This window comes from Mycobacterium sp., assembly GCF_965277065.1.
Taxonomy (GTDB): domain Bacteria; phylum Actinomycetota; class Actinomycetes; order Mycobacteriales; family Mycobacteriaceae; genus Mycobacterium.
The window spans coordinates 111,428-135,962 of record NZ_CBDIBT010000014.1 but is presented as its reverse complement, the minus strand read 5'-3'; the positions used below and the strand labels follow the sequence as shown (position 1 = coordinate 135,962).

The window sequence follows — 24,535 nt, the reverse complement described above, 5'->3', positions numbered from 1 at the left end:
GAACTGAGTGATCCCCTTGACGCCGGCCGACAGGTTAATGTCCTTGGCTGCCGAGGAGATCCCCTGTTGGCCATCAGGACGATCGGCATCTCGTAGCAGGGTTTCGAGCCATGCCAGCAAACGGTTGACCATATTCGCGGGGCCGGTCGGTGGGTGCTCGACTGAGCAACAACCTCAAAAGGCAGTCGACGCGTCGCTCAAACTGTCGACGATTTCCCGACGTAAAACCTTTCCCACGGCGTTGGTTGGCAACTCGTCGCGAAACACAACTCGGTCCGGCGTCCGCGAACCTCTCAGATGCCGGCGGACGTACTCGCGCAGCTCGTCAGCGTCGGGCGCAACGTCCGCTTGCGGAACCACCACCGCGACGATGGCCTGACCCCACTGCGGATCTTCTACGCCTACTATCGCGACATCGCGCACGTCTGGATGCTCGATGAGCACGTCCTCGAGTTCTGCGGGCGCGATATTCTCGCCGCCGCGGATGATGGTGTCGTCTGCACGTCCGGCGATAAACAGATAGCCGGCGTCGTCGAGAGTGGCGATGTCTCTCGTTGGGAACCAGCCACTTTCGTCAAGCACCGAGCCGGTACCGGAGTACTTGCCGGAAACCTGCTCGCCCCGCACGAATAGCTCACCCGTTTCCCCGGGGCCCACTATCACGCCGTCCTCGTCACGGATCTGCAGCTCGACCCCCGGGACCGGCCGACCCACCGAACCGAGTCTTCTGGCCACAGTAGGATCGGTCGAAGCGCGGGCCTTCCGATGGTCCTCAGGCGTCAGCACAGCAATCGTCGAACTGGTCTCGGTCAGACCGTACGCGTTTACGAAGCCGACGTCCGGCATCAAATCGAGCGCTCTGCGAACTAGGGGTAATCCGACCTTCGACCCCCCGTAGGCGAGATTGCGCAGCGCCGGCAGCGCGGTCGGCTCTTTCTCCAGCTCGGTCACAACCCTGTCGAGCATCGTCGGCACAACCGTCGCGGTCGTGACGGCTTCTTCGCTGCAGAGTCGCACCCATTCCTTCGCGTCGAAATTGGCTAAATACACGCTTTTTCGTCCGGCGTAGAGGTTCGACATTGCCGCGTTGACGCCGGCGATGTGATACGGCGGCACACAAATCAGTGCGGCGTCCTCCTCCGAGGCCGAGCCGAACTCGACTGTGCTCGTGATGTAGCTGGTCAAGTTGTTGTGCGACAACTCAACTGCCTTGGGCCTCGACGTGGTTCCGGAGGTGAACAACACGACCGCAGGAGCGTCAGGGTCGACTAGCCTGTCGGCGGCTTGCTCCGTGCCCGCCGCGTTCACGAACTCGCTAGACTCCATCAGTAACTTGCCGGCGTTCCCGACCGCGTCGCGGTAGCGCGTGTCGACGATCACCAGCGCGTTGGTCAACCGAGAGATCAGCTCCTGAATACCATCGGCACTGAGACGATAGTTGATCGGCGTGTAAGCCAAGCCGGCGCGCGCCGCAGCGAAGATCAGTAATGGCTGCATGATGCCGCCCGCGCCGACGTACGCGACGTGCTCGGCGCCCGACGCCGCCATAACGCCCGACCCCCCGTCGACCAGCTCGCCAAGGTCCTGGGTGGTGAGCCGACGGTGCCCCGCAACCACCGCGACCCGTTGGGGATTGCTTGACACGGCCATCTCGAGAAGAAGTGAAATGCTCACACAAACCTCACCAAGTAACCCATGGCGTGCCTACCAGCACGATAATAAGATATATAGTTATCTATTTCTGGCTCCGCGTCAAGATGTATCGGAGGCACGTACCACGCATGGTGCCCTGCGCGACGGGGGCCTCGGGCTGTGAGCAACGCGGGGCAAGCCGAGTACTGATCTGTCAAGCATCTGTGCGCTGGTGCACGTGGAAGTCCACGACGAACCCGGATGGTGGCGCGACTACTCGACAGCTTCCGATTGTCGACCAGACCGTGCTCGAATATATTTAAATGGTTTACTATCTAGCACAGCCACAGTTCAGGCGTGAGCACGAGTTAGAAGTGATCCCTTTGAATCCGAGTCCAGATTACGATGCCAGTGACGAGGTGGAATACGGCATTGCCGCCTTCGCCTGGCTGTTGAGGGGTGTTTACCCGCCGCCTTCTTATGCACCGGACTTGGGGCCGGGGTCCTAGGTCGCGGGCCAGGTCCTGCACAAGTGGCGACATCGTCAAGCCGGGCGTAGGCGGCCATTGTCCCTCGCGCACAAGCGAGTAAGCGCTCAGAACAGCCGGGGCGACACCACACCCGGGCGTTCCGGCGGATGGCTCTCCGAAGGATGCAACTGCGAGTTGCCAGCTGGTCATTCTTCGAGCATGCGCGTCATGGCGACGATTTCCGTTCGATTACCAGTAGTTATCGTCTTCACCAGTGTGGTCTGATCGGGATTACGTCCGTGTTCGATCTGGGTTCGCCCAACCTCGACCGCAGCTTTGTCGAGCGAAATCATCGACTGCAACCAAGGCATGTCGAATGCTGCGCCGTGCACATTTTGGAGCGTGCCGACCGTTGCCTGATCGATCGAGCCCCTGCCGGTGTACAACGGACCGCCCCCGGCGTGCGGGTCTTCTCCCCACTGCAACAGCCATGCGCTGAAAGCCTGATTTCGGGCCTGCTGCTCGGTGCTAATCTGTGCGGCCAGCGAAATCAACTCTGAACGGGTGGTGCGGGTCGGCGCCATCGACGACAGCTGAATCGTCTGCCTGTCGATTGCCAGCATGGTGCGAGCAACGTTGACGTCGTCGGCATTGTGGGCTCCGCCTTGCTCCTCGGCCGAGCTCGCGCTGGCCTGCGCGGCTTGTGGGCTGCCATCCCGCTCCGTCGACTCCCGACACGACGCCACGGCAGTGGCGACACACAGCACCATAAACGCCGTCACGCAGCGAGTGGGGACGTGCAACATTCCGTAACCCTCCCCTGCGCAACAGATTTAGTCATTTGACACTACACGATCTTATTTTTGGTTAAAACATTCCTGGCTGACAGTACGTCATTAATGGGGTGCGCGGATGAGGGCGAAATTGGCTGCGGCAGTGGCATTTTTGGCCGCGGGGCTTGTTAGTTGTTCGTCAGAACCGCCGCCCGCGCCAAACTATCCTGCCGGAGCTTTGCCGGGCGGCACGGCGCGCATGACAGTCAACGGCGCGGACAACGACACGTTCAATGACGTCCGGTGCCAAACAGATGAATCATTCACCAGCATCACCATTGTCAAGGCCGCACAACGCGCCACTGTTATCGTCGACAAAGCCGACGGACTGGTCGCCAGGTCGGTGACCTTCAACGACATCGGCGGTTTTACCGGAAGCTACCAGCACGACGCACAGGGCTCTGCCGACGTCAGCATGATCGACCAGACCTTCACCGTCACCGGTACCGCCGAGGGCTTTACTTCCGACAAGCCCGGTGCGAGGAGGAGTCAATCCTTCACCATCAAAGCGGCCTGCTGAATGCACCGGCAAGTTGGTGGCCGTCAGATCGGCTCGAACGCCGCAATCAGCCAGCGATCGTTGACCTTGTCCAAACTCACCCGCACACTCGACGCTGTGCTGGTCGGTGCCCCGTTGCCAATGGTCATCGTTTGATTCACACATAACAGCACTTGGGCGTGGTGACCGTTGATTGACACCAAGGCGGCTGCCGGCACGTTTGCTACGGTCGAAATCTGCTTTTGCTTGGCGCCCGGAATGACGACTGCCTGGGTCAGTTGCGTGTAGGAGTTACGAAAACTGCCGGTCAACCGATCCTGCGCCGCGCCCAGTTCTCGGTCGACCGAACCAGGGTTGTACGACAACAACGCAACCGTGCCCTCTCTTGCCGCTTGCACCGCCTGCGACCCGGTAGGCTGCGCCGCCCGTAGAGAAGAATCTTGCCACTTCATCCACGCCATGGCGATCGTCAGCACGATCGCGCAGCCGGGCAGAACGGCGAAAACGAGAAATCGGGTCCATGAGGTGCCCCCCGTGATGCGCCATCGCGAAACTACCGGCGCACGCGCATCGATCGCCTCGTCGGCAGCCGCACCGTCGACTGGAAGCTCCGAACCGGACTTGGTCTCGTCAAAGGAAGGTGCTTCCTCGTCGGAGGCGACGAGGGTATCGCCCAAGTCAGCAGCTGCTGATTCTCGGTCTTGCAGCGTCACGTCGACGCGGCGTTGACGTCTCTTCACGACACGAACTCCACGTTGGACACTTTGGCTTCGTTGCCCACTTTTTGAACATTGAGCCGCATCCGCCAACCCACCGGATCCTGCTGATTGCCCCCGATCGTTCGCTGAACCTTGACGATCACCAGCACCTGCGCCTCCTTGTCGTTTGCCGACTCCAATCCGGCTTCCGATACGTTGCCGACCGTTGTGGCCTTGATTTGTTGGATCAGTTGCATGAAAGGCTGTGCGCGCTTCTGGAAGTTTTCGTACAGCGTTCCTGTGGAGGATTCGAGAATGCGGGTTATGTCCGCGTCGGCGTGCTGGTAGTTGACGGTCGTGAGGTTAATAGCTCCCTGGCGCCCGACCTGAAGAAACAGCTGTCGCTGCTGCTCGGCCCGATGCGCCTCGTACGCCTGAAACGACAGCCAGCCCAACACTCCGGCCAGCGCGGTCACGGTCAATAAACCAAAAGCGAGCGCAACCCGAACCGGTGAGCGGTTTCGCTTCTCGGCTGCTGGCGCAGCGTCGAGGTCCTCCTCTTCCCTCTCAGCGTTCTCGAGTTCATCTGACCCGTCGACGAAATCGGCGCTCACAGTCCGCTCGACATCGATCAGTTCTGCTTCGGCGGCATCAGCATGTCCTGCCATGACTTCTCCTTCGGCGCGTTCGCGGATAGATCGGTTTGCGTGTAGACCTTCCCGTCTGGCCCGATGTAGGACCCAGAGGCCGGGTCGTACTCGGCTACGGCAAGTGGAGGCGGTGGTGCTGCTGGCACGCCCTGGGTCGGCGGCGAACCCGGCGGCAGCTGCGGGACGGCTTGACCCGAATACGTGGCGTTGGGATCGCCCTTCCAGAAAAACCCGTCGTTGAGCGGCACGTACTGCTCGTTGCTTTCGCACATCTTCACCGTCGGAGCACGCTTGCCGGGCACTGTCTCACACGGAATGTTGCGCGCCCCGCGAACGTCGAATGGCGAATCCTGGGGTATGCGGCAGTACACGTCGCCCGCCACCCGCTCTGGCGTGTCCACCTGCGACGGCGTCCGTCGCTGACTGGCGGGAAGGAATCCTGTTTGACAGGGCGGCGGCAGGTTCAGACCCAGATTGAAGTCGAGGAACTGCGCCCGAAACGGAAGCGTGGTGTCGCGGCTGGCGACGGTTCCGGCCTGCACATTGGCGATGCCTTGGGGCACCAGCACCAACAACTGCTCGAGGCCGGGCTGGTAGGCGATCGCGACCTTGTCGATGCTGACCAGGTTGGCCAACACGACGGGCAGGCTCGGCTGCAGACGCTCGAGGAGTTGACGTGCTTGGTCGGCGGCGGGGGCACCCTTCTCGATGAGTCCGGCAAGGGCGGTGTCGTTGCCGCGCAACTCGTTGGTGACCGTCGCAAGATTCGACGCCCACGCCTGAATCGAGTCGGCGGTGTCGGTCTGGGTGTTGAGCACCGGCGCTGACTGGTCGATCAGAGTCGTCAACGAGTCCAGGTTGGCCCGCGCATCGATGCCTAGCGTGGTCGCGCCTCTGATTAGCCGCGACAGCTCAGGGCCCAGCCCCCCGAACGCCACGTATGCTTCGTCGACAGCGGTTTTCAGGTTGTCCCGCGGTATGGCCTGCAGTCCCCGGTTCGCCGCGTCGAGAAGTTTGTCGATGTCAGGGGGCACCGACGTGTGTGTCATCGGAACGACATCGCCGTTCTTCAAAGGCGGGGAGGTGGCGTCCCGGGGAAGGAGTGCGACGTACTGCTCGCCGATGGCGGTCTGGCTGTGCACTTCGGCGCTGAGATTCGACGGGATGTCGATTCCGGAATTCAAGGACAGCACAGCCTCGACCTTGCCGTCGTCGGCCAGGTCCACCGACTCCACCTTGCCGACCTGCGTGCCGCGATATGTGACGTTGCCTCGCGGATACAGCCCGCCGGATCGCGGCAGTTCGATGGTGACCTTGTACTGCCCTATGCCGAACATCGCTGGCAACCTGATGTAGCCGAAAGCCATGATCCCCACTCCGGCGAGCGCGATCACCGAGAAGATTGCCAGCTGGATCAAGGTGCGTCGATTCAGCCGCATGTCACGGACCCTCGTCCAAATGGTACGGCGCCACCAGCGGATTTCCGGCGGTGTATGGGCTGGGCATCTGGCCGAGGGTGCGGCCCCACTGCATTTCCAGCGCGGTGAGGTCTCCTTCAAACCGGGTACCGGTAAACCACGCCGAGTCGAGGCGGCTCAACGTCAGGTCGATGATGGCGCTGAGGTTCGCGTAGTCGCCACGGAACCAGTTCTCCAGCGTCTCGTTGGGGAACGGGTAGGTCAGCAGGCCGCTCAGGGATCGGGTCAGCGCCGGTCCTGCGTCGGCCAATGAGCGCACCACAGGCGCAAGAGCTTTGAGTTCCTTGACGAAGTTCTCTTTAGTCTGGTGCACCGCGTCGGCGGTCAGAGCGCTGAACTTGCCGAGCTGATCGAGCGCGTCAGCCAGGTTCTGCCGTTCGTTCTTCAGCACGCCCAGTGCATCTGGGACCGTCTTGAGAGCGCGATCCAGAACCGGCTTTTGCTCCGCGAAGGTGCCGACCAACTGGTTCAGGCTCTCAGCGGCAGCGACGATGTCGCCCGTCTGGTCGTCGACATAGGCCACGAATTTGTCAAGCTGTCCGAGTAGGCTACGCAAATCCTGCTCCCGGCCGCGGAATGCCGTGCTCAGCGTTTGTACGATCTCCTGAACCCGCCCGATGCCGCCCGTGTTGAGCAGAAGCGAAACAGCGGCCAGGGTCTGTTCGGTGCTCGGATATGCGGCGCCGTTCTTCAGTGGGATCAACGAACCGCTGTGCAGCTTGCCGCGCGGCGGTTCGTCGGCTGGTGGCGCCAACTCGATGTGCAGTGTTCCGAGCAGGCTGGTCTGGCCGATCTTCGCCGTCGCATTGGCTGGTAGGTTCACGTCCCCGGACAGTCGCAGGGTTAGCAGCGCATGCCAGCCTTGCCGCTCAATTTTCATAACGTTTCCGACGGTCACGTCCGCGACCCGCACCCGTGAATTCGGTTCGATATTTTCGACGTCCGGCATCTGCGCCTGGACCACGAAGGAGCCGGGGCCGCCACCCTTCGTGCCGGGCAGCGGCAGTGAATTCAGACCCCGGTAACCACAGCCGGCCGACCCGGCCACAATCACGAGCACTGCCAGCCCTGCTGCAAGATACCGCTGCACTGCGCCGGTCACGACCCACCTCCCGGCGCTACCATCATCCCGTGTAACCCTGCGGCAGGATCAGTCGGTTTCGGCGGCGGGGCTGCGGACGCGTCCGGTGGCGGCGCCTCTGCGGCCAGCGGGGCCAAGGAAACTGGGCCGGCCCCCGTCGCGGGTGGTATCGGCGCGGCTTTCGCCGAACCTGGCGAACCGGGACCAGCCGGTCCCGCCGGTGGCACGTAATCGGGCCGTAACCAATTCTCGCTGAAAGTGACCTCATTGGGGCGGGCCTGCGCGCCAACAGGCAGTAGCGCGAACGGAGGGAATGGAATGGGAAACAGGGAACCGTTGACCCCGAATGGAGGGAAGTTGTACTGGCGGTTCTTGAGGATGGGCGCTAAGTACTGAACACACAACTTGGCCGATTGTTCGGCGTTCAGTCGTGAGGCGGCCTGAATGGCCCCACAGAGGAAACTGATCGGATTGGCGAAGTTCGCGGGGGCCAGATAGCCGGTGACCGACCCGTGAGCCGGCTCGTAGATGTTGACGTAGTTCTGCAGCGTCGAGGGAAAGACATGCAGAGCCTGCTTGACGTCGTCGAGGCTGTCGCCGAGCGCCTTGAGTACTTCCCCTGCCTTATCGGAAGTCGTGCCGAGGGCGTCCTGGTTGTCCGCGAGGAAGTCGCGGACGTCCCCAACCGCGGTGTTGAGGTCGGCGACCGCCGCGCCGACCTCGTTGGGGTCGTTGGCCAGCAACGCAGTGACCGCGGCCAGGTTCTGATTGAGCTGTCTCATCAGATCCGTGCTGTCACGCAGTGCCGACACCAGGACTGCCAAATGCTTCAAAGTGCCGAAGACATTTGCGGACTGGTCACCGAGAACGGACAGTGCTTGAGACAAATTGATCACTGTCTCGCGGATACTGGCGCCTTGTCCGCGCAGATTGTCAGCCGCTGTGTTGATGAAACCGCCGAGCGTGGATACTCCGCCCGGCTGCGTCGGCTGCAGCGTTTTGGTCAATTTCTCAAGCTGGACGCGAAGATCGTCGTATTCCACGGGAACCGCGGTGCGTTCCTGTGGAATGACCGCATCGTCGCGTAAGCGCGGTCCCCCGGTGTAAACGGGTGTCAGCTGGATGAAGCGTGCCGTCACCAGAGCGGGCGAGAGGATGGCCGCCTTGACGTCGGCGGGGACGCTGTACTTTTTTCTGAACCAGAAGGTAATCTTCGCCCGTTGCGGCTGCGGCTCAATCGATTCGATCTTGCCGACGGGGACGCCGAGAACACGAACTTCATCACCCGGGTAGATGCCGTTGCTGTTCTCAAAATATGCGGTGACTAGGGTACGCGGTCCCGTTGGGGCAGTCGTGACGACAAAGACAACCGCCGCGACAAGAACAGCCAGCTGAACCGCCGCCAGGCCAATCCGCAGGCCACGGGCCGCGGTCACGAGCCGGCCTGTCGCGGTGCAGGCACCTCGCCTGGAGCAGGTACATATTTCGGCGCCGGCCCGGGCTGCGGTGTTGAACCGGGCTCTGGCGGCGTTATCGCCGGCGGTCCCGGGGGCGGCCCTCCCGGCGGGGGCGCCGGCGGCGGCTCCCGATAGGGATAGCGCGGATCACCCGGCTTGCCGGTGATGGCGTCGGGCAAGTTTCGGCGCGGTTCTCCGCCCTGCCCGGTCCGGGGGAACGGCGGCGGAAGTGGCGGGGTGGCCGGCTGGCCGGTCTGGGGATCCGCAAGCTTGGACGGTGACAAGGTATGGGGATCCAGGCCCAGATCCGAGAATGCCGCGTCGACAAACGGTTGCAGAAACTGACCAGGCAACAGGTTGGCGATGTATGCGTTGAACCACGGTCCTGAGGAGACAGATTCGCCAAGTGAAATCGCGTAGTTGTTGAGTCGTTTAATCGATTCTTGTATGCGGTCTTTGCGGTTGGCAAGAATCGTCAACACACCATTGAGCTTGTCCAGCGCTGGACGCAACTGCTGGCGATTCTCGGACACGAACCCTGAGAGCTGTCGGGATAGGCCGGAAAGGCTACCTGAAATTTGGTCCACGGCATTGCTCTCGGTGCGCAATTGCGCAAGCAGCGCATTGGTGTCTCTGATCAGGCTTACGACCTGATCGCTTCGATCCGCCAGCACCGCGGTTGCCTTATTTGCGTTGGCAAGCAGATTGCGGAGTTGGCCGTCCCTAGAAGCGAGCGACTGCGAGAAGCGCCCGAGTCCTTGAACCGCCAATTGGAGATCGGGTGCAGTGTGGGCGAAAGTCTGCGTCAAGGTCTTCAGCGACTGTGAGAGTTGATCGGTGTTCAGCCCCTCGACAGTGTTGGCCAAATCCCCCAGCGCGTCGGGCAATTGATACGCCGGCGTCGTGCGATTGAGCGGAATGGGTTGCGAAAGCTGGGATTGCCCAAAGGGAAATACCTGAATGAGCTTCGTGCCGAGAAGGCTTTTGGTCTTGATCGCCGCCTCCGTGCGATCACCCAGGTGAACGTTGTTGGCCACGTCAAACTTCACCAACACTTGGGGCCCGTCGAGTTCGACGCTAGAGACGTTGCCGATTGTGTAGCCCGACACTTGTACGTCGGCACCGACCATCAGGCCGCCTGCGTCGGCGAAGAACGCAGAGTATTCCGTGTTTGTCTCAACGAACGGCAGATGTTTGTAATTCAGTCCAATGAGAACCGCGGTGCTGGTCAGGGCAACACCTATCGCACCGATGAGGAGGGGGTTGCGTTCGGAAAAGGATTTCATCGAGGTGCGCACCGTCCGGTGTCTTGCCCGGCCACTTTGATGTACACCGGTTGACCACCCTTCCCGTTGACCTTCAGATATGCGTCGCATAGGTAGAAGGAAAAGAAGTCGCCATACAGACCTTGGCGGCTCAACAGCTTGTACTTGTCCGGGAGGGTATTCAGAATGGTGTCGACATAGTTGTGGTCTGCCACCACAGTGCCTGCGGCTCGATCGGTTTGGGCGACCACCTCGTGCAACGGGGACCGAGCCTGTGACAACAGGTCAGCGACGGACCGTGCGCCTTCGTTGACATAGGCCAGTCCGGTACCGATGTCTGCCTTGCGGGCCGCCAGTCCCTTGACCAAGTCGGACAGCGAGGTCACTGCTTTCTCAAACTGTTTACTCTGGTCTCCGAGTGATCCGAGCACGACGTTGAGGTTGTTGACCACCTCACCGATCAGCTGATCACGGTCGGCGAGCGTGTTCGTGAAACTGGCTGTCTTCGCCAAGAACGAACTGATCGTCGCGCCCTGTCCCTGGAAGGCCGCGATCAATTGTCCCGTGAGAGCGTTGACTTGGTCCGGGTCGAGCGCACGAAACAGCGGACGGAATCCGCCGATGAGAGCATCAAGGTCGAGCGCCGGCGCAGTGCGCGCGAGCGGGATCGTCGCGCCTGGCGCCAGTTTGTCGGTCGCGCCGGCACCTTGCTCCAGTGCCAGATAGCGGTCACCGATGAGGTTGTCGTATCGGATCACCGCATCGCTGCCTTTGGTGAGTATCACCGATGGGTCGATAGCAAATTCGACAAGTACGGTAGCGTCGGGCTGCAAAGATATCCTCTTGACCTTGCCGACTTCTACACCGGCGACGCGGACGAACTGGTCTTGCTTGAGGCCGCTGACATTGCTGAATTGCGCTCTGAATACCGTCTCCTGCTGAAATCGCAATCGCGCGAAAACCAACAGCAATACGAACAGCGCCAGTACGCAGACGACGGCAAAGATCGCGAAACGCCAGACCGCACCTGGAAGATTGTCTCTCACTGGGTCATGTCCTTTCTAAAGCCGAGTCGGTCAGGGCGTGGGCGCTGGTGTGTCTGGAGCATCCGGCGGCGAAATTGTCGGCAGCGGTGGTTGCTCTCCGAAGACAGCAGGAGCCGGCGGCGGGATCTTTCCTGGCGCAACAGGTGTCCCTGGCACGGGTACTGGCGGCGGTGTTCCCGCCGGCGGGATCCCTGGCCACAGTGGAACGCCGCCCGGTCCGTAGAGCGAGGCGCCGTACGGCGGCATACCGGGTGCGGTTACCGGACCAACAGCCGGTCCGGGCAAGCAATCTCGAATGTTCGGTGGCTGCGGTACCGCCTTGGTCACCGGCAAGAAGTTTGCGTAACAGGTCTCCGCGGCGATGCCGGGGTTTGGCCGGATGTCGAGCCCGGTGCCCCATCCAGTGTTGGTGACGAGCTGACGCACCGGGAACATCTTGGCCACATCAGGTAGCGAACCGCAGCCCGGCTTGCCGCCGGGACCGCCCTTAGCGGCAACAATCGGCAGATTGTCGGGGTAGTTGTACTTGTCGTTGCTGAACAAGATCGTGGTGTCGGTGATCAAACTGCGCCCGTTGCCGCCGGTGAATTCGTACGCGTTGTCGTTCGTCAGTTTCGCGCCGATCAGCGTGCACGTGATCTCGGGGTTGTACTTCAGAAGTAACGCGGTGGTTGGTTCGAGGTCATTGATGGCGTCAATCAGATTCCTCCGGTTGGGCGCAAGTAACTGTGTCCCCGAGCTCGCTAAGCCAATAGCGTTGAGCAACAACGCATCCAATGCTTGCGCGTGGTCGGTGACGGTTACGCTGGTGGTGCTGACAGCGTCGAGCACCGATACGATGTCGCGGGCCGCGCCGGAGTACGCGTCGCTGAAGCCCTTCACCGCCTGCCAGTCTTTGCGGATGGTTTCGCTGCGCGGATTGACCGCCAGCAACACTTGATTGACGTCGGTGATGGACTGACCGATGCGCTCACCTTGACCACGCACGCCTTCGGCGAGCGCACCCAGAACGGCGTTTAGCTTCGCGGGATCGATTCGGTCGACGACGCCGACGAGGTTCTCGAACACCGTGTTGACCTCTGTACTGACGTTGCGTGACTGCAGCACAGCGCCGGCGGAAAGCCGCCGTCGACTTGGGATGTCGGGATAAATCAAGTCAACGTACTTGGCCCCGAACGTGGTCGTAGCGCGGATCTGTACGCCGACGTTAGCTGGTATGTGCTTGGCTTGATCCGGGAAAAGAGCCAATGTGATGCTGGCGGAATCGTTGCGACCGTTGACGCCGGTGATGTGGCCGACTTGCACTCCGTTCATCATCACTTTGCCGCCGGACTCCATCACCAAACCGGCCCGGTCCGAGGTCACGATCACTGGAACATAGGATTTCAGCGCCCCCGTGTACAAGACGCCGGTCAACACGATTGCCCCAATAATCATGACTACCAGCACCAGCGTCCACCACGCTGGGTGCAAGCGGCTGTCGTCCCTTCGTCTGGCCATGGTCTCAAGACGCGAGGTGGAAGCTACCGGACTGACCGTAGATAGCCAGCGAAACGAACAAGCACATAAACACTGCCACGACCAGCGACGTACGGACTGCGCGCCCAACAGCCTCGCCCACCCCGGCCGGCCCTCCTGCCGCGTTGTAGCCGTAGTACGTATGGACGAGCATCACCACGATGGCCATAGCGATGGTCTGGACGAACGACCACAGCAGGTCTCCCGGTATGAGAAATGTGTTGAAGTAATGGTCATAGACGCCGCTGGACTGCCCATATACGAACGTGGTGCCGAGCCGTGCAGCCAAAAACGCCATGATGGCCGCGACGCAGTAGAGGGGTATCACCACGAGAAGGCCGGCAATCACTCGCGTCGACGCCAGGTACGCGACCGACCTGATACCCATCACCTCCAACGCGTCAATCTCCTCTGCAATGCGCATGGCGCCCAGCTGCGCGGTCGCGCCGGCACCGATAGTTGCGGCCAAGGCAACACCTGCCGTCACCGGCGCGACCAGCCGAACGTTGATGTAAGCCGATAAGAATCCGGTCAGGGCCTCCACCCCGATGCCGGAAAGCTGGTTGTAACCCTGTACCGCGACGATGGAGGCGGCCGACAGGGTAAGAAATCCGACGACGACGACAGTGCCCCCGATCAGCGCCAATGCACCGGTACCCAAGCTCATTTCGGCGGTGAGACGAACAATTTCTCCCTTGTAATGCACAAGCGCGTCGCTGATCGACCGAAGGGTGTGGACGTAAAACTGCGTTTGCCGCCCAATGCGATTCCAGCCCGCGGCCCAACCGCGGAATGTACTGCGCCACCGCGGGTGAAGTCCGCTGGGCGCGCTCGTAGCATGGCTCATCGTCGGCTCCTGAAGGTCACTTCGAGAACTGCCCGGCGGTCACGATGACATTGATCACGAATAGGGCCACGAAGGAATAGACCACGGTCTCGTTGACGGCGGTACCAACTCCCGTCGGCCCGCCGCCCACCGAAAGGCCCTTGTAACAGCCAATAAGACTGGCCGCTAATCCGAACAAACCCGCCTTCAAGACAGAAACGAAGATCGCCGTAGTGCCGGTCAGCAGTGTCAGCCCGCCGACGTAAGCGCCGGGTGTCACATGCTGAATGAATACAGAGAAGACGAATGACCCGACCAACGTCGCCAACGAGACTAGACACGACAGCAACACGGCGACGACACACGCCGCCAGCACCCGCGGCACGACCAACGATTGCACGGGATTGACACCTAGAACCCGCAGTGCGTCGATTTCTTCGCGGATGGTGCGCGCTCCGAGATCTGCGCAAATCGCGGTCGACGCTGCACCCGCGACCACGAGCACGGTGACAATCGGACCCAGTTGCGCCAAGGCGAGACCGGCGCCGGTGCCGGCGAAGTCGCCTGCCCCGAAATCGGTCAGCAAGACATTGATGTTGAACGCGAACAGCACCGTGAACGGCATAGCCAGCAAGAGCGCGGGAACCAACGAAACACGTGCGATGAACCAGCACTGCAACAGAAACTCTCGAAGAGCGAACGGGCGACGCGGTATCAACACGAAGGCGTCCAGTGACATCGCAAAGAAGCCGCCGAGGCTGTTGAGCGGCTTCATTGCCGTTGACTGCCAAGTCACCTTTTGACCCTTCGCTCGCTCGTTAGCGTGATTGCTGGGGACTCCTTCACCCGTCCGGATGAAGGAGGCTCCTCGATCGAAGGCTGGCCGTCGCGACGGCAGGGAATCCCGATATTGAAACCATGTGACGATCGACCGCCCACAGCGACACATCGGCTGGAAACTCGACGACATTGCTAGACAACGCCGCCCGACCCGCCCTTCCTCAGCTGTAAACTGTATAACTATATATAGGCTTTGACAATAACCATGTGGCGAAATGTATCACGCATCTCGTTACTCGTCCTGGCATCAACGTCGCGCCGAGGATGCGAGAGACCAGAGATGTTGAGCGGCAACGTCACACGTACAAAAGATTGCTGCCCCAACCACTAGACGCCAGCACTTGCCGCTTTAACCAACGCCTGCCTGACGCAGCTCACCGACGTTGCGCCAACGAAAGCCTTACTCCGCCCGCATCGACATCGAGGCCAGCTTCACTGTCTCTCACCTGAAGCCTATGACCGCTTGGGGCCAAGGGCATTACACGTCACTGACGACGGATTGCCATATGTCACACAGCCGTTGCCGCTACTGGCGTAACTGGACGAGCCCGGGTCGACGAATACCTGCGCAGTGTTCCACGCCCATGTTGAGGCGCACTTGCTGGCCGAGTCCGCAACTGACACGCACACAGTCGACCGCATCGGGAAGGCAGTACCCTCGCACGCTATCGGCTTCACTGTGGCGGTGATCTGACGGACACCGCCGGCCGCGGTGGTCCACTGCGGGGCAGAGAGATCAAAAGAGCATGTCGGGTCAGCGCGTGCGTCGGCGCGGACAGTCGAGGTCGCGATCACATACAGCAAGGTTGCAGCAAGGACGGCGGCGTAGTGCCTCACGGCCGTTTGGCTTTGCGGTGCGGTCATGTCGCTGACTTGTCAGGCTGGCTGTCCGTAAACCGCCACCACGGCAGTACGATCCAGACTGTTCTCCGACCACACGCCAATCGCAGTATTCCGGCAGTCCTGCATCGTCGCCCGCGAAACCGGGTCATACCACCAGTGATTCAGTATCTCTATTCCGCTGATAGCCAATGCCGGGTTGATCGCGATAGTTTCGGACACTTTACCGACGAAGCCGGCCGCTTCAGCCCGAGTTTGGGGCGTCGATCCGTCCGAGCCGATGTCTCCGTCAACCTCGCGGTGGTCGCGGACGTCCAGGGTGTGGACGCGGGCAGCCTCCGCGAGGCGCCCGTCCTTATGAGGGTCTGTCTGGCATCCATTGCGCTTCTGCGCAGTAAAAATATTGCCGAAGACGCCGTTGTTCAGCCGCGCGTTGTCAGCAGCCGCAGTTGACGGCGCGACGAGCTCTACTGCCGCGACGGTCGCACATGCGGCGACGACAGTCATTCGCCTGCCAAACGAGCAGCTTAGCCGCATCGATCCTCCCACCTCCGATCGTCCAGATCATACTTCGCTAGCTGTAAATAAATAACTATATTATGGAATTCCCGCGCGCTGCGCGGTCCGTCTATCCGGGCAGCCAGGAGCACACTGGCGGCCTGCGCTGATGTCCGCAGGAGATTCGCAGACTCTCGTGTCTGCCGAAATGCTCAGTCAAAGGGTTCGGTGCGCGTCGGGTCGAAATTGAATCCGCGCGGCGACACCAGGTGATGCGGTACGTGCGGGGTGGCGCCCGGTCCGTAGTGACGCCCATCCAGCGGCCAGTCGTATCCCTCGAGGTCATCGGAGTCCTTGCCGAGAATGCGGCCGGTCTGCTGGTAGTACTCGATTACCGCGGATAGCCCGTGGCGTTGCACCGGACAGACCTTCATGCAGATTGAACAGCCCGAGCTTTGCCACATCAACGGAAGGCAACGCTTCGTATTGATTTTCGCCTTGACAACACCACGGTGTTCCTTGCGAATGCTCGGAATCGCCCCAACCGGGCAGCGTCGGACGCAGATCTGACAACGGTCGCACACCCCCTCTACTCCGAAGTCAACCGGTTCATCGTGAACGAGCGGCGCATCGGTAGTCATCAAATTGATCCGACACCTCGAGCCGGCCTGCGGAGTCAACAATTGCCCGTTGAGACCAAGCTGTCCGAGACCTGCTGCGACTGCGTAGGGGATAAACATGGACTCCCCCATGAAATCCTCCGGTCGCGCTTTCCACCCGTGTCCGCGGAGCCACTGCGCGAGCGCCAGCATCCGATCCTCGAGCTCCCCGTAGGTCGACAACGCTGCCTGTTCAGACCGCACAGCGGGAATCCGCTGAGTGGCGTCATAGTTCTGCTCGAGAACACAGACCACGACGTGTTCGCCGACGGCTTTGCCGACATGCTCGGCGAATGTGAATTTCGGATCGAACGCGGTGACCCCGACGGCGCTGATGCCAAGCCCAGCTGCGTAAGTTTTCAATTCACGGGTCAGGCGGGCCGGTTCAGCAGGACGTGGCGCTGCCGCCGGCGGATCGTTCTGGTGTTTCTGCAGCCGGCGAGTCGCTGCAGCAAGTCGCGGGGCCACTGCGATTCCGGGCAGAACCATCGAGGCCACCGGGCCTAGCGTGGTCAGCGCATCGCGATGGAGCACGAAAAAGTCGTGCAGCGGAGCGCGGGCATAGACCTGCTGCTCAGCGACGGAATCGCGCCGGATACCGGGCACCGTCCGCAACTCCTCCGGCGGCGGCGCGATCGGCGTGGTCCACGCCAGAGCGGGTGAGCGCAATCTGGAGATGAATCTGGTAGCCCGGTGCGGGAACAACGCTGCGGGCCGGTTGGACACCACACCCATATTCGACACCGCCACCGGGCCGACGTATTTGGCGACGTGCTCGGCGATACGATGTCCCACCAGGTGTAAACGCCGTCGTATCGGGCCGCGGCGATACGGCAGGCGGGGCGCGTTACGGGCCATCGCTTGATTCTGTCCTTCGGCTGCCTCCGCCACCGGATCGCGGTGGCGGGTCGATCTATCTATCTGTTTTACTATTTCCAGGACTACTGCACAACCCGCCATGATCATCACCTTTGCAAGTACCCCAGCACGACCCCTGCTGTCACCGCGGACGAGAAGGGAGCACCGTGAACGACTTCGAGACGCTGTGCGCCAACGAGCCTGAGCTCAGCAAGTTCCGCTCTGCTATCCGAGAGTTTCTGGTCGCCGACCGCGCCGAATTCGGCTGGCATACCGCGGTGGACTCGTGGCTGGCTAGCTGGGACGAGGGCTTCAGCGCACGGCTTGGCGCCGCCGGATTTCTTGGGTTGACCATCCCGAGGCAGTACGGCGGGCATGGATTGACCCACCTTCATCGTTACGTGGTCACCGAGGAGCTACTGGCCCAGGGTGCGCCGGTTGCCGCGCATTGGGTCGCCGATCGGCAGGTCGCACCGGCCCTGCTGACCTACGGCAGTGACGAGCAGCGCACGCGTCTGTTGCCGGAGATTGCTGCCGGGCAGTTGTATTCGTCCATCGGAATGAGCGAAGACGTTGCGGGCTCGGATTTGGCCGCCGCACAGGCCAAAGCAACGAAGGCGGACGGTGGCTGGCTGCTCAGCGGAAAGAAAATCTGGACCAGCGGTGCCCATCATGCTCATCAGGTTGTTATCCTGGCCCGCACCAGTGCAGCCGATCCCGAGCGGCGACACGTCGGGTTCAGTCAATTCCTCGTGCCCTGCGATTCGGACGGAGTCATGATCAGCGCAATCGTGCTGATGTCCGGTGAACATCACTTCAATGAGGTGACGTTCACTGATGTGTTCGTTCCCGAGGAAAACGTTCTCGGCGAAATCGGCAACGGCTGGCAGCAAGTCACCTCCGAACTTTCTTATGAGCGCAGCGGACCCGAACGAATCCTCTCGACGATTCCGCTGATTTTGGCCGCAGTCCAGGTGCTGGCTGCGGTTGAGATCGACGGCACCACGACCGGGCGGCTGGGCGAGTTGCTGGGGCGGCTCATCTCGCTGCGCCAGCTATCTGTGTCGGTAGCGCGCGCATTGAGCGCGGGCGACTCGGCGACCAACGAGGCGGCCCTGGTCAAGGACCTTGGCACACGCTTCGAACAGGACTCCATCGAACTGATAGCAGAGGTCTTGGATGCCGGCGACGCGTTGGCCATGCCTGAGGTGCGGTACCTGCTCTACACCGCGCGCTTGCACTCGCCTCTGTTCACCCTGCGAGGTGGCACCAACGAGGTCTTGCGGGGAGTCGTCGCCCGCGGAATGGGGTTGCGATGAGTGCTGACACCACAAGGGGAACAGACCGATGAGCGCGATTTCGGCTCTCAACGGTGGAGTGTTCGAGGGCGGTCGCACGGACGAGAATGCTGAGCTGCGGGCACTCGTGGACGACATTGGGCAGCGGTCAGTCGACGCCCGGTCCGGTCACCGCGGGCTGCCGCAGGATTTCGACGACGCGCTATGGCGCAACCTTGTCGAGACGGGGCTCGACCGACTGAACAGAGCGGACGAGTTGGGAGCTGGCCCAACAGAACTCGCGATCGTGCTGCGTGGCCTGGCCCGTCATGCCGGTGCGGTACCGCTGGCCGAGACCGATCTTTTGGCCGCATGGCTGGGCGACAAAGCGGGTATCGAGCTGCCCGACGGCCCCTTGACCGTCGCACTATGTGCCGCCAGCGCCCAGGACGGCCGGGTCGTCGGGACAGCGCAGGACGTGCCCTGGCTGGGCGCGGCCGCTGCGGTGCTGCTAGCGGCGCGCACCAGCAACAACCTGCACGTCGTTCTTTTGGACCCCGCCGACCTCGACACCTCGGACGGTCACAATCTGGCCGGCGAGCCGCGCAGTTCCTTCGAGTTTGCCCTGCCCGCCGAGCTGTTCGTAGTGATGGACACCGCGACGGCCGAGCAATTGACCCGGCGGGGAGCCTGGGCACGGTGCGTGCAAATCATCGGTGCACTGGACGCCGCAGCCGAGCTGACTGTCAGCCACACCAGGCAGCGTATGCAATTCGGCCGTCCACTGAGCAAATTCCAGGCGGTGCAACACTCCCTCGCCGAAATGGCAGGTGAGATTGAAAGAGCTCGCGCAGCAACCACACTGGCGGTGGCCGCCGCCGCTGATCATGGCTTTGATACGCCGGAAACCGATTACGCCCTCACAGTGGCCAAGGTGGTGGTAGGCCAGGCGGTCCACACCGTCGTAACGCTGGCGCATCAACTGCACGGAGCGATCGGCGTCACCATCGAGCACCCGCTCTGGCTGGCGACCATGCGTGCACGCAGCTGGGTCGACGAGTTCGGCAGCACCGGCTGGTACGCCCGGCGGCTGGGCCAGCTCGTACTCGCCGCCACAGATCCGTGGGACGCGCTGATCGGAAACGGCTTCGGCGGCTGCTGAAGAGCCGCGGGGCGTCCGGCGAGCGGGCAGCGCTGGTGCTGACTGCTGCAACCGCGTCCATCGCGGCCAGCGTACGTTTCCAAAAAGCCTAGGCACACGCGCTGAATTCGCCCACGCCGCAGCATTTCTGCTCTAACGGTGATGTCGACGGAGAGGTGCTGCGCCTCAACGGAGCGCAGCGCCACGCGGCCCGATAACCGCTACCAATCGGCGAGGTCGTCGAACGGCAGGAGTCGCCCGGTCAGTCCGTCCGGCTTGCCCAGCGTTCGGGGCGTTAGATTGCGGCGCGCAAATCGCCATCCTTCGGGAGTGCGTACACATAGGTCGTCGTACAGGCCGAGAAATTGCATGGGACGCGCATCAGACTGGCGCCGGGCCCATTCCGTGATCGGAAACCGAGCGCGCGCAGTGTCACCGTTGACTTCGACCAGCCCCTGATGAACAGTCTGGTACACGAATTCCAGGGAAGCGGTAGTACTCGCAACGGTTTTCGTGACTGCGTCGCGGCCGACCGCGGGCTCGGTCGTCGGCGAATGGAGTTCGCCGAAATCCGCATAGGTCAAACAGGCTTCGGCGATGTCTCCGCGGTTCACCGCCTCGGCGTACGCCGCTGCGAGATGATTGATGGCGATGACGTCGCAGGCCTCTTGGGCATCGCGCGGTTCACGAAGCATCATGTCAGCCTGCCCCGAGGAGCTCTAGGCCGTTCTCGCGCAGGAATTGCCGCTGGCGCGTCTCGCCCAACTTTTCGGTCCGCGGGTAGAACTCGGCGGGTTCGCGCAGGCCTTCTGCGTGCGGCCAGTCCGAACCCATAATCAGGCAATCCACCCCGTCGAGCTCGTCGACCATGCCGATGGTGTCGTCCTCTGGGTAGGGCACCACCCGGATGTGCTGCTTGAAGATCGTGCTTGGCCGCTCGCTCAGTGGGCCGCCCAACCATTTGCCGAGCCGGGCCATGCCACGGCTCTTGTCCATGTGCCGCAACAGGTGCGGCACCCAGGCCGCCCCGAACTCGCTAACCAGCACCTTGATGTTGGGATACCGACCAAATATGTTGTCGAAGATCAACGCCGAGAGGGTGTCGGCGATCGGCCGCTGCCCGTAGCTGTTCTCCCATTGCCACGCCGAGAACTCGAACGGCGGTCCCAGCTCCCAACCCCATTGCGAGGCAACGGCTTCTTGGTAATTGAACTCGGCGATATGGTAGGCGACCACTACACCCGCCTCGTTGATTCGCGCCCAGAACGGATCGAAGTAGGGGTCACCGGGGCTGCGACCGTACGCGGGACCGGCCGGCAACGTGATGAATTTAGCGCCCGTGGCGATGATTCGGTCTAATTCGGCGCAGGAGCGCTCCAAGTCGCGCATCGACATCAGAGCGGGAGCGTAGATGCGGTCCTGATACGAAAAGCCCCAATCCTCATCGATCCATCGATTGAACGATTCGATATTGTCGTAGAGCGGTTCGGTGCCCTTCAAGTAGGCCTCAGCCATCAGCGCCCAGCCACCGGGATACATGATGGAACGCTCGATCTGCTGTTCGGTGAGCTGGATCAACCGCGCGTCCTTGTCGAGGTACTCCTGCTGCATCGGCTCGAAGAACCGCTCGGCGTCCGACGGATTGCCCGACGCCCGCTGCTTGAGCATCTCCGCGAGCGACCCGGGTACGTACGCCTTATCCACGTCGTTCTCGATGGCCGTCATCACCCGGTCGTTGGCTAGCAGGATTTGCTTCCCGCTGACCAGCTTGACCGGTTGGATCGCGGTGTCGAGCTTGGCTTTCGGCATGTGCCGGGTGAAGCAGTCCAGTGGTTCGTAGGAGTGCTGGTCGAAATCGAGCAGCTGATAGGGCAGCTCCCCGACCGTGTCCTGGATAACCGCCATCGTTCAGTTCCTTTCCTGTCACGCGCCTGAGGTGCCGGCGCACAATTGCGCGGCGCTGCGAAAGGCCGCCATGGTTTCGTCGCTGACGAGCGAAGTGTCGTGCCGGTTCCAGCACCACAGGGCGGCGGCCAGGCAGGCGATCGCGAGGTTGCCGAGCAGGACTTGCTCTGCCGCGGGTTCGTCAAGGCCGTGCTCGTGAGCCAGCTGCCGTGCGATGGCGCGCTCCCAGCGCAGCCGCATCCGCATGCTGCGGCCCTCCAACGACTTCGTCGTCATCACGAGCCGGGTGAGCTGATGGCTGTCCTGTCCGGTCACGTCAGAAACGGCGGCAGCCATTGCCGCCACTGGTTCGGCCAACGCCATCAGCGTCTGGGACCGGTCTTTGCGGCCTGCGACCAGCTCGGTCGTTATCTGTTCGGCGGGCTGCTCCCCTACGAAAAGCACATCTTCTTTCGAGGGGAAGTTGCGGAAGAACGTCGCGCTTGACACGCCGGCTCGGCGGGCGATCTGTTCTACGGTGGTCGACTCGTAGCCCTGCGCCTCCATCAGCGCCAACGCTGCGACCGCGATGTCGTTGCGCGTTCTGGCCTTATTGCGTTCGCGAAGCGGCAACACTTGCGCATCGTCCGGTTCGGCGGTCATCTGAGAGACTCTATCATTTTGAGAGAGTCTTGCAATACCTGCTTCGGCAACGTTGCAGACAGCTCGAACCATCCAATTGAAGGTGGTACCTTATGGTCTGACTTGACTTAGAAGTCAAGTCGCTTGGCCCGAAGGACGTGACGATGTTGCAGCCAAACCCCTTTCACCCTGGGAAAATTCGCGTCGCGCACGTCGGCACCGGAGCCACGGGCAGCGAGGCACTCAAGGCGATACTGGATCATCCTGATCTCGAGTTGGTGACACTGTGGACGACCACGCCGGAGAAAACGGGCCGTGACGCCGGCGAGCTGGTCGGGCGAGATCCGGTCGGCATATCCGCCGTCGGCAGCCTCGAAGCCGCCCTGGCACACCACCCCGACGTGCTGAGCTACTGCGGAAACGGCCTCGGTCGGATCGAGGAGGTGGTGCAGGAACTTACCGTCGCCCTTGATCGCGGCGTCAATGTCGCTACGATCTCGTTGCTGGGCATGCTGTATCCGGCCGCCGCTCCGGTCCAACACACCCGACCGCTCCACCAAGCGGCGCTTGCCGGCGCGGCCAGCTCTGTTTCGACGGGGCTTGATCCTGGGTTTTCCAGCGATGTGCTTCCCCTCGCGCTGCTCACCATGGCCGACACGATCGAACACGTCCACATCCAGGAAATCGGTGTGTATGACCACTACGACGTCGAACCGGTGCTGCGCGGCATCATGGGCTTCGGTCAGTCTCCGGACTACGACGCACCCATCGCCACCGGAGGAGATTTTGTTCGGCAGTGGCGCGGTCTGGTTCAGCAGCTGGCTGACCGGATGGAGTTGGCGCTCGACGAGATCGTCGGCACCTCCGATTACGCGGTCCACGACGCGGACCTGCAGACCTCGGTCGGTTTGATGGCGCGCGGCACCGTGGTTGCGCGGCGCGTGGCCTGCCACGGCCTGGTGGGCGGTAAGCCAACAATCACCGCTGAGCACGTAACGCGCATGAAATCCCACGTTGCACCGCACTGGCCTACCTTCGACGGTGTTGGCGAATCCAATTACCGGGTCGTGATCACCGGCAACCCCAATATTCGTTGCGACCTGGACCTCGGGAAAAGCGCGGGCGTGTGGGGTTCGGTCAAGGCGACGGCGATGCGTGTGGTCAACCTCATCCCGGCGCTAGTTGCCGCCCCACCCGGTCTGCATTCCGCTCTCGACTTCCCGCTGGTCCCTGGACGCCGCGTGCTCTGCGAGACCGGGTCATGAGCTGATGACGAACACTCGGCACAAAGTCGTCGTGTGGGGCCCCGGGCGTCTGGGCGGTTTCGTGTTGCGTGTTTTGCTGCAACGGCCCGAGGAATTCGACGTCCTCGGCGTATTCGCTTTCTCGGAATCCAAACAGGGCCGCGACATCGGCGAATATGCCGGGCTGGCTCGTCACGGCGTCGCGATCACCGGCGACCGAAAAACCATCCTGTCGCTCGACGCCGATGTGGTGATCTACACGCCGTTAGTGGGGCTGGGACCCTCGACGAGCCATGCCGACGCGTTGATGCTGTTGGCGTCCGGCAAGAACGTGGTGCTGGCGCATGACTACTTCTATCCCGGCGCGATCAGTGCCGAGTACGCCGCTGACATCGCCGAAGCCTGTGCCCGGGGCCAGTCGTCGGTGGTGGCCGTTGGATCGTCTCCCGGCTTCGTCGCCGAGCGGCTGGCCACCACGCTGGCAGGTCACACTCTCGAGGTGGCCCATGTCAGCGTGCTGGAAAGAATGGATTGCACCGACCTCGCACCTCACATTTACGGGCTACTCGGTTTCGGCGGGCGACCCGATGACTTTCCGCGCGAGCAGATCATTGCCATGTTCGACCACATGTATTGCCAGACACCGCACGCCGTCGCCGCGCAACTCGGCCAGCGGCTCGACCGCGTCGAGGTTGACGCCCGGTTCGCGATTACCGACCACACGCTGGACAACACCACCGCCCCGGTCGCGGCGGGCACGGTCGCCGGCACCGAGTTTTCCTGGACGGGGCTCATCGATGACACGCCGTTCGTGACCATCACCTGCCGCTGGGTGTGTGACCTCGCCTTACCAGGCTGGGAGGCCGACAACGACTGGGTCATCACGATCGAAGGCACACCGTCGTTGCGGCTCACTTACGCCCGAGGCTTGTCTTTCGCCGATGGAATCCGGCGCGGCGGGGCCAGCACCGATCCCGACGGCGCAAGCTGGCTCGACTCGCAGTCGTGGACCTCCGTGGCGGCGTTGGTCAATGCGATACCCGGGGTCATCGACGCTCCCCCCGGAGTGCTGCTGCCACCCATTTTTGGCGTACCGCACCATCGCCGCTCCGGACCGGCGATCGATCTACGATCAGCTGCCCGGTGATGCGGCCCCTCTTGGCGTTTCCTCATCGCGCGTTCGCATCGGTGCATCTTCC

At 62.1% G+C, this 24,535-nt stretch carries 22 protein-coding genes and 1 pseudogene; 6 read left to right on the top strand and 17 right to left on the bottom strand.

The genetic code is table 11. The features are described 5' to 3' along the window. Positions 1-174: 174 nt before the first annotated feature. On the bottom strand, positions 175-1,674 hold the full coding sequence (locus tag ACQY5A_RS03390) for a class I adenylate-forming enzyme family protein (protein ID WP_428338965.1): 1,500 nt from the start codon (positions 1,672-1,674) through the stop codon (positions 175-177). Between the two features lie 329 nt (positions 1,675-2,003). Between ACQY5A_RS03390 and ACQY5A_RS03385 the strand changes: the two are divergent. Next, positions 2,004-2,141 (top strand): annotated as a pseudogene (locus ACQY5A_RS03385) (hypothetical protein); the annotation flags it as partial. Between the two features lie 167 nt (positions 2,142-2,308). On the opposite strand, the gene ACQY5A_RS03380 reads toward ACQY5A_RS03385, so the two are convergent. Beyond that, the gene (locus ACQY5A_RS03380) at positions 2,309-2,872 is read right to left on the bottom strand and encodes a DUF305 domain-containing protein (protein WP_428339115.1); all 564 of its coding nucleotides are present in this window, start codon (positions 2,870-2,872) and stop codon (positions 2,309-2,311) included. A gap of 142 nt (positions 2,873-3,014) precedes the next feature. Between ACQY5A_RS03380 and ACQY5A_RS03375 the strand changes: the two genes are divergently transcribed. Continuing rightward, on the top strand, positions 3,015-3,455 hold the full coding sequence (locus ACQY5A_RS03375) for a lipoprotein LpqH (protein WP_428338964.1): 441 nt from the start codon (positions 3,015-3,017) through the stop codon (positions 3,453-3,455). A gap of 23 nt (positions 3,456-3,478) precedes the next feature. Here ACQY5A_RS03375 and ACQY5A_RS03370 read toward each other — a convergent pair whose 3' ends face one another. The 12 genes from ACQY5A_RS03370 to ACQY5A_RS03315 all read right to left on the bottom strand — a co-directional run bounded on the left by ACQY5A_RS03370 (position 3,479) and on the right by ACQY5A_RS03315 (position 17,148). After that, positions 3,479-4,243, bottom strand: coding sequence for a hypothetical protein (locus ACQY5A_RS03370; RefSeq protein ID WP_428338963.1), 765 nt, complete (start codon positions 4,241-4,243; stop codon positions 3,479-3,481). Continuing rightward, positions 4,171-4,746 carry an Mce protein gene (locus ACQY5A_RS03365; RefSeq protein ID WP_428338962.1) on the bottom strand — a complete coding sequence of 192 codons (576 nt, stop codon included), beginning with the start codon at positions 4,744-4,746 and terminating at the stop codon, positions 4,171-4,173. Before ACQY5A_RS03365 ends, ACQY5A_RS03370 begins: the two co-directional genes overlap by 73 nt. Before the next feature lie 17 nt (positions 4,747-4,763). Next, positions 4,764-6,221 (bottom strand): MCE family protein, encoded by a 1,458-nt coding sequence (locus ACQY5A_RS03360; protein WP_428338961.1) that lies wholly within the window; start codon positions 6,219-6,221, stop codon positions 4,764-4,766. A 1-nt stretch (position 6,222) separates the two neighbouring features. Next, complete coding sequence (locus tag ACQY5A_RS03355) at positions 6,223-7,362, bottom strand: virulence factor Mce family protein (RefSeq protein WP_428338960.1); 1,140 nt, start codon at positions 7,360-7,362, stop codon at positions 6,223-6,225. After that, positions 7,359-8,777, bottom strand: coding sequence for an MCE family protein (locus tag ACQY5A_RS03350; RefSeq protein ID WP_428338959.1), 1,419 nt, complete (start codon positions 8,775-8,777; stop codon positions 7,359-7,361). The genes ACQY5A_RS03355 and ACQY5A_RS03350 overlap by 4 nt, the downstream gene beginning before the upstream one ends. After that, complete coding sequence (locus tag ACQY5A_RS03345; RefSeq protein WP_428338958.1) at positions 8,774-10,084, bottom strand: MCE family protein; 1,311 nt, start codon at positions 10,082-10,084, stop codon at positions 8,774-8,776. The genes ACQY5A_RS03350 and ACQY5A_RS03345 overlap by 4 nt, the downstream gene beginning before the upstream one ends. Continuing rightward, positions 10,081-11,109 carry an MCE family protein gene (locus tag ACQY5A_RS03340; protein WP_428338957.1) on the bottom strand — a complete coding sequence of 343 codons (1,029 nt, stop codon included), beginning with the start codon at positions 11,107-11,109 and terminating at the stop codon, positions 10,081-10,083. The genes ACQY5A_RS03345 and ACQY5A_RS03340 overlap by 4 nt, the downstream gene beginning before the upstream one ends. Before the next feature lie 30 nt (positions 11,110-11,139). Then, entirely contained in the window at positions 11,140-12,609 is a 1,470-nt protein-coding gene (locus ACQY5A_RS03335; protein ID WP_428338956.1) for an MCE family protein, read from the bottom strand. Between the two features lie 4 nt (positions 12,610-12,613). Then, entirely contained in the window at positions 12,614-13,474 is an 861-nt protein-coding gene (locus tag ACQY5A_RS03330; protein ID WP_428338955.1) for an ABC transporter permease, read from the bottom strand. A 16-nt stretch (positions 13,475-13,490) separates the two neighbouring features. Further along, complete coding sequence (locus ACQY5A_RS03325; protein ID WP_428339114.1) at positions 13,491-14,228, bottom strand: MlaE family ABC transporter permease; 738 nt, start codon at positions 14,226-14,228, stop codon at positions 13,491-13,493. A 941-nt stretch (positions 14,229-15,169) separates the two neighbouring features. Beyond that, a complete protein-coding gene (locus tag ACQY5A_RS03320) occupies positions 15,170-15,640 on the bottom strand; it encodes a CAP domain-containing protein (RefSeq protein ID WP_428338954.1) in 471 nt (156 codons plus the stop codon). 203 nt (positions 15,641-15,843) lie between these two features. Next, positions 15,844-17,148 (bottom strand): 4Fe-4S dicluster domain-containing protein, encoded by a 1,305-nt coding sequence (locus ACQY5A_RS03315; RefSeq protein ID WP_428338953.1) that lies wholly within the window; start codon positions 17,146-17,148, stop codon positions 15,844-15,846. Between the two features lie 167 nt (positions 17,149-17,315). Between ACQY5A_RS03315 and ACQY5A_RS03310 the strand changes: the two genes are divergently transcribed. After that, positions 17,316-18,467, top strand: coding sequence for an acyl-CoA dehydrogenase family protein (locus ACQY5A_RS03310; RefSeq protein WP_428338952.1), 1,152 nt, complete (start codon positions 17,316-17,318; stop codon positions 18,465-18,467). Positions 18,468-18,504: 37 nt separating this feature from the next. Further along, a complete protein-coding gene (locus tag ACQY5A_RS03305; RefSeq protein ID WP_428339113.1) occupies positions 18,505-19,587 on the top strand; it encodes an acyl-CoA dehydrogenase family protein in 1,083 nt (360 codons plus the stop codon). A 200-nt stretch (positions 19,588-19,787) separates the two neighbouring features. On the opposite strand, the gene ACQY5A_RS03300 is transcribed toward ACQY5A_RS03305, so the two are convergent. Genes ACQY5A_RS03300 through ACQY5A_RS03290 form a run of 3 tightly spaced genes read right to left on the bottom strand, consistent with a single transcriptional unit; the run spans position 19,788 to position 22,113 of the window. After that, on the bottom strand, positions 19,788-20,261 hold the full coding sequence (locus tag ACQY5A_RS03300; protein WP_428338951.1) for a nuclear transport factor 2 family protein: 474 nt from the start codon (positions 20,259-20,261) through the stop codon (positions 19,788-19,790). A 4-nt stretch (positions 20,262-20,265) separates the two neighbouring features. Next, positions 20,266-21,471: an amidohydrolase family protein gene (locus ACQY5A_RS03295; protein ID WP_428338950.1), complete on the bottom strand. Its 1,206-nt coding sequence runs from the start codon at positions 21,469-21,471 to the stop codon at positions 20,266-20,268. Positions 21,472-21,489: 18 nt separating this feature from the next. Next, complete coding sequence (locus ACQY5A_RS03290) at positions 21,490-22,113, bottom strand: TetR/AcrR family transcriptional regulator (protein ID WP_428338949.1); 624 nt, start codon at positions 22,111-22,113, stop codon at positions 21,490-21,492. Between the two features lie 143 nt (positions 22,114-22,256). Here ACQY5A_RS03290 and ACQY5A_RS03285 point away from each other — a divergent pair, with 143 nt between their 5' ends. Both ACQY5A_RS03285 and ACQY5A_RS03280 read left to right on the top strand, forming a co-directional pair. Then, a complete protein-coding gene (locus ACQY5A_RS03285) occupies positions 22,257-23,357 on the top strand; it encodes an NAD(P)H-dependent amine dehydrogenase family protein (RefSeq protein WP_428338948.1) in 1,101 nt (366 codons plus the stop codon). A 4-nt stretch (positions 23,358-23,361) separates the two neighbouring features. Further along, positions 23,362-24,483: a hypothetical protein gene (locus ACQY5A_RS03280; protein WP_428338947.1), complete on the top strand. Its 1,122-nt coding sequence runs from the start codon at positions 23,362-23,364 to the stop codon at positions 24,481-24,483. Positions 24,484-24,535: the final 52 nt, after the last annotated feature.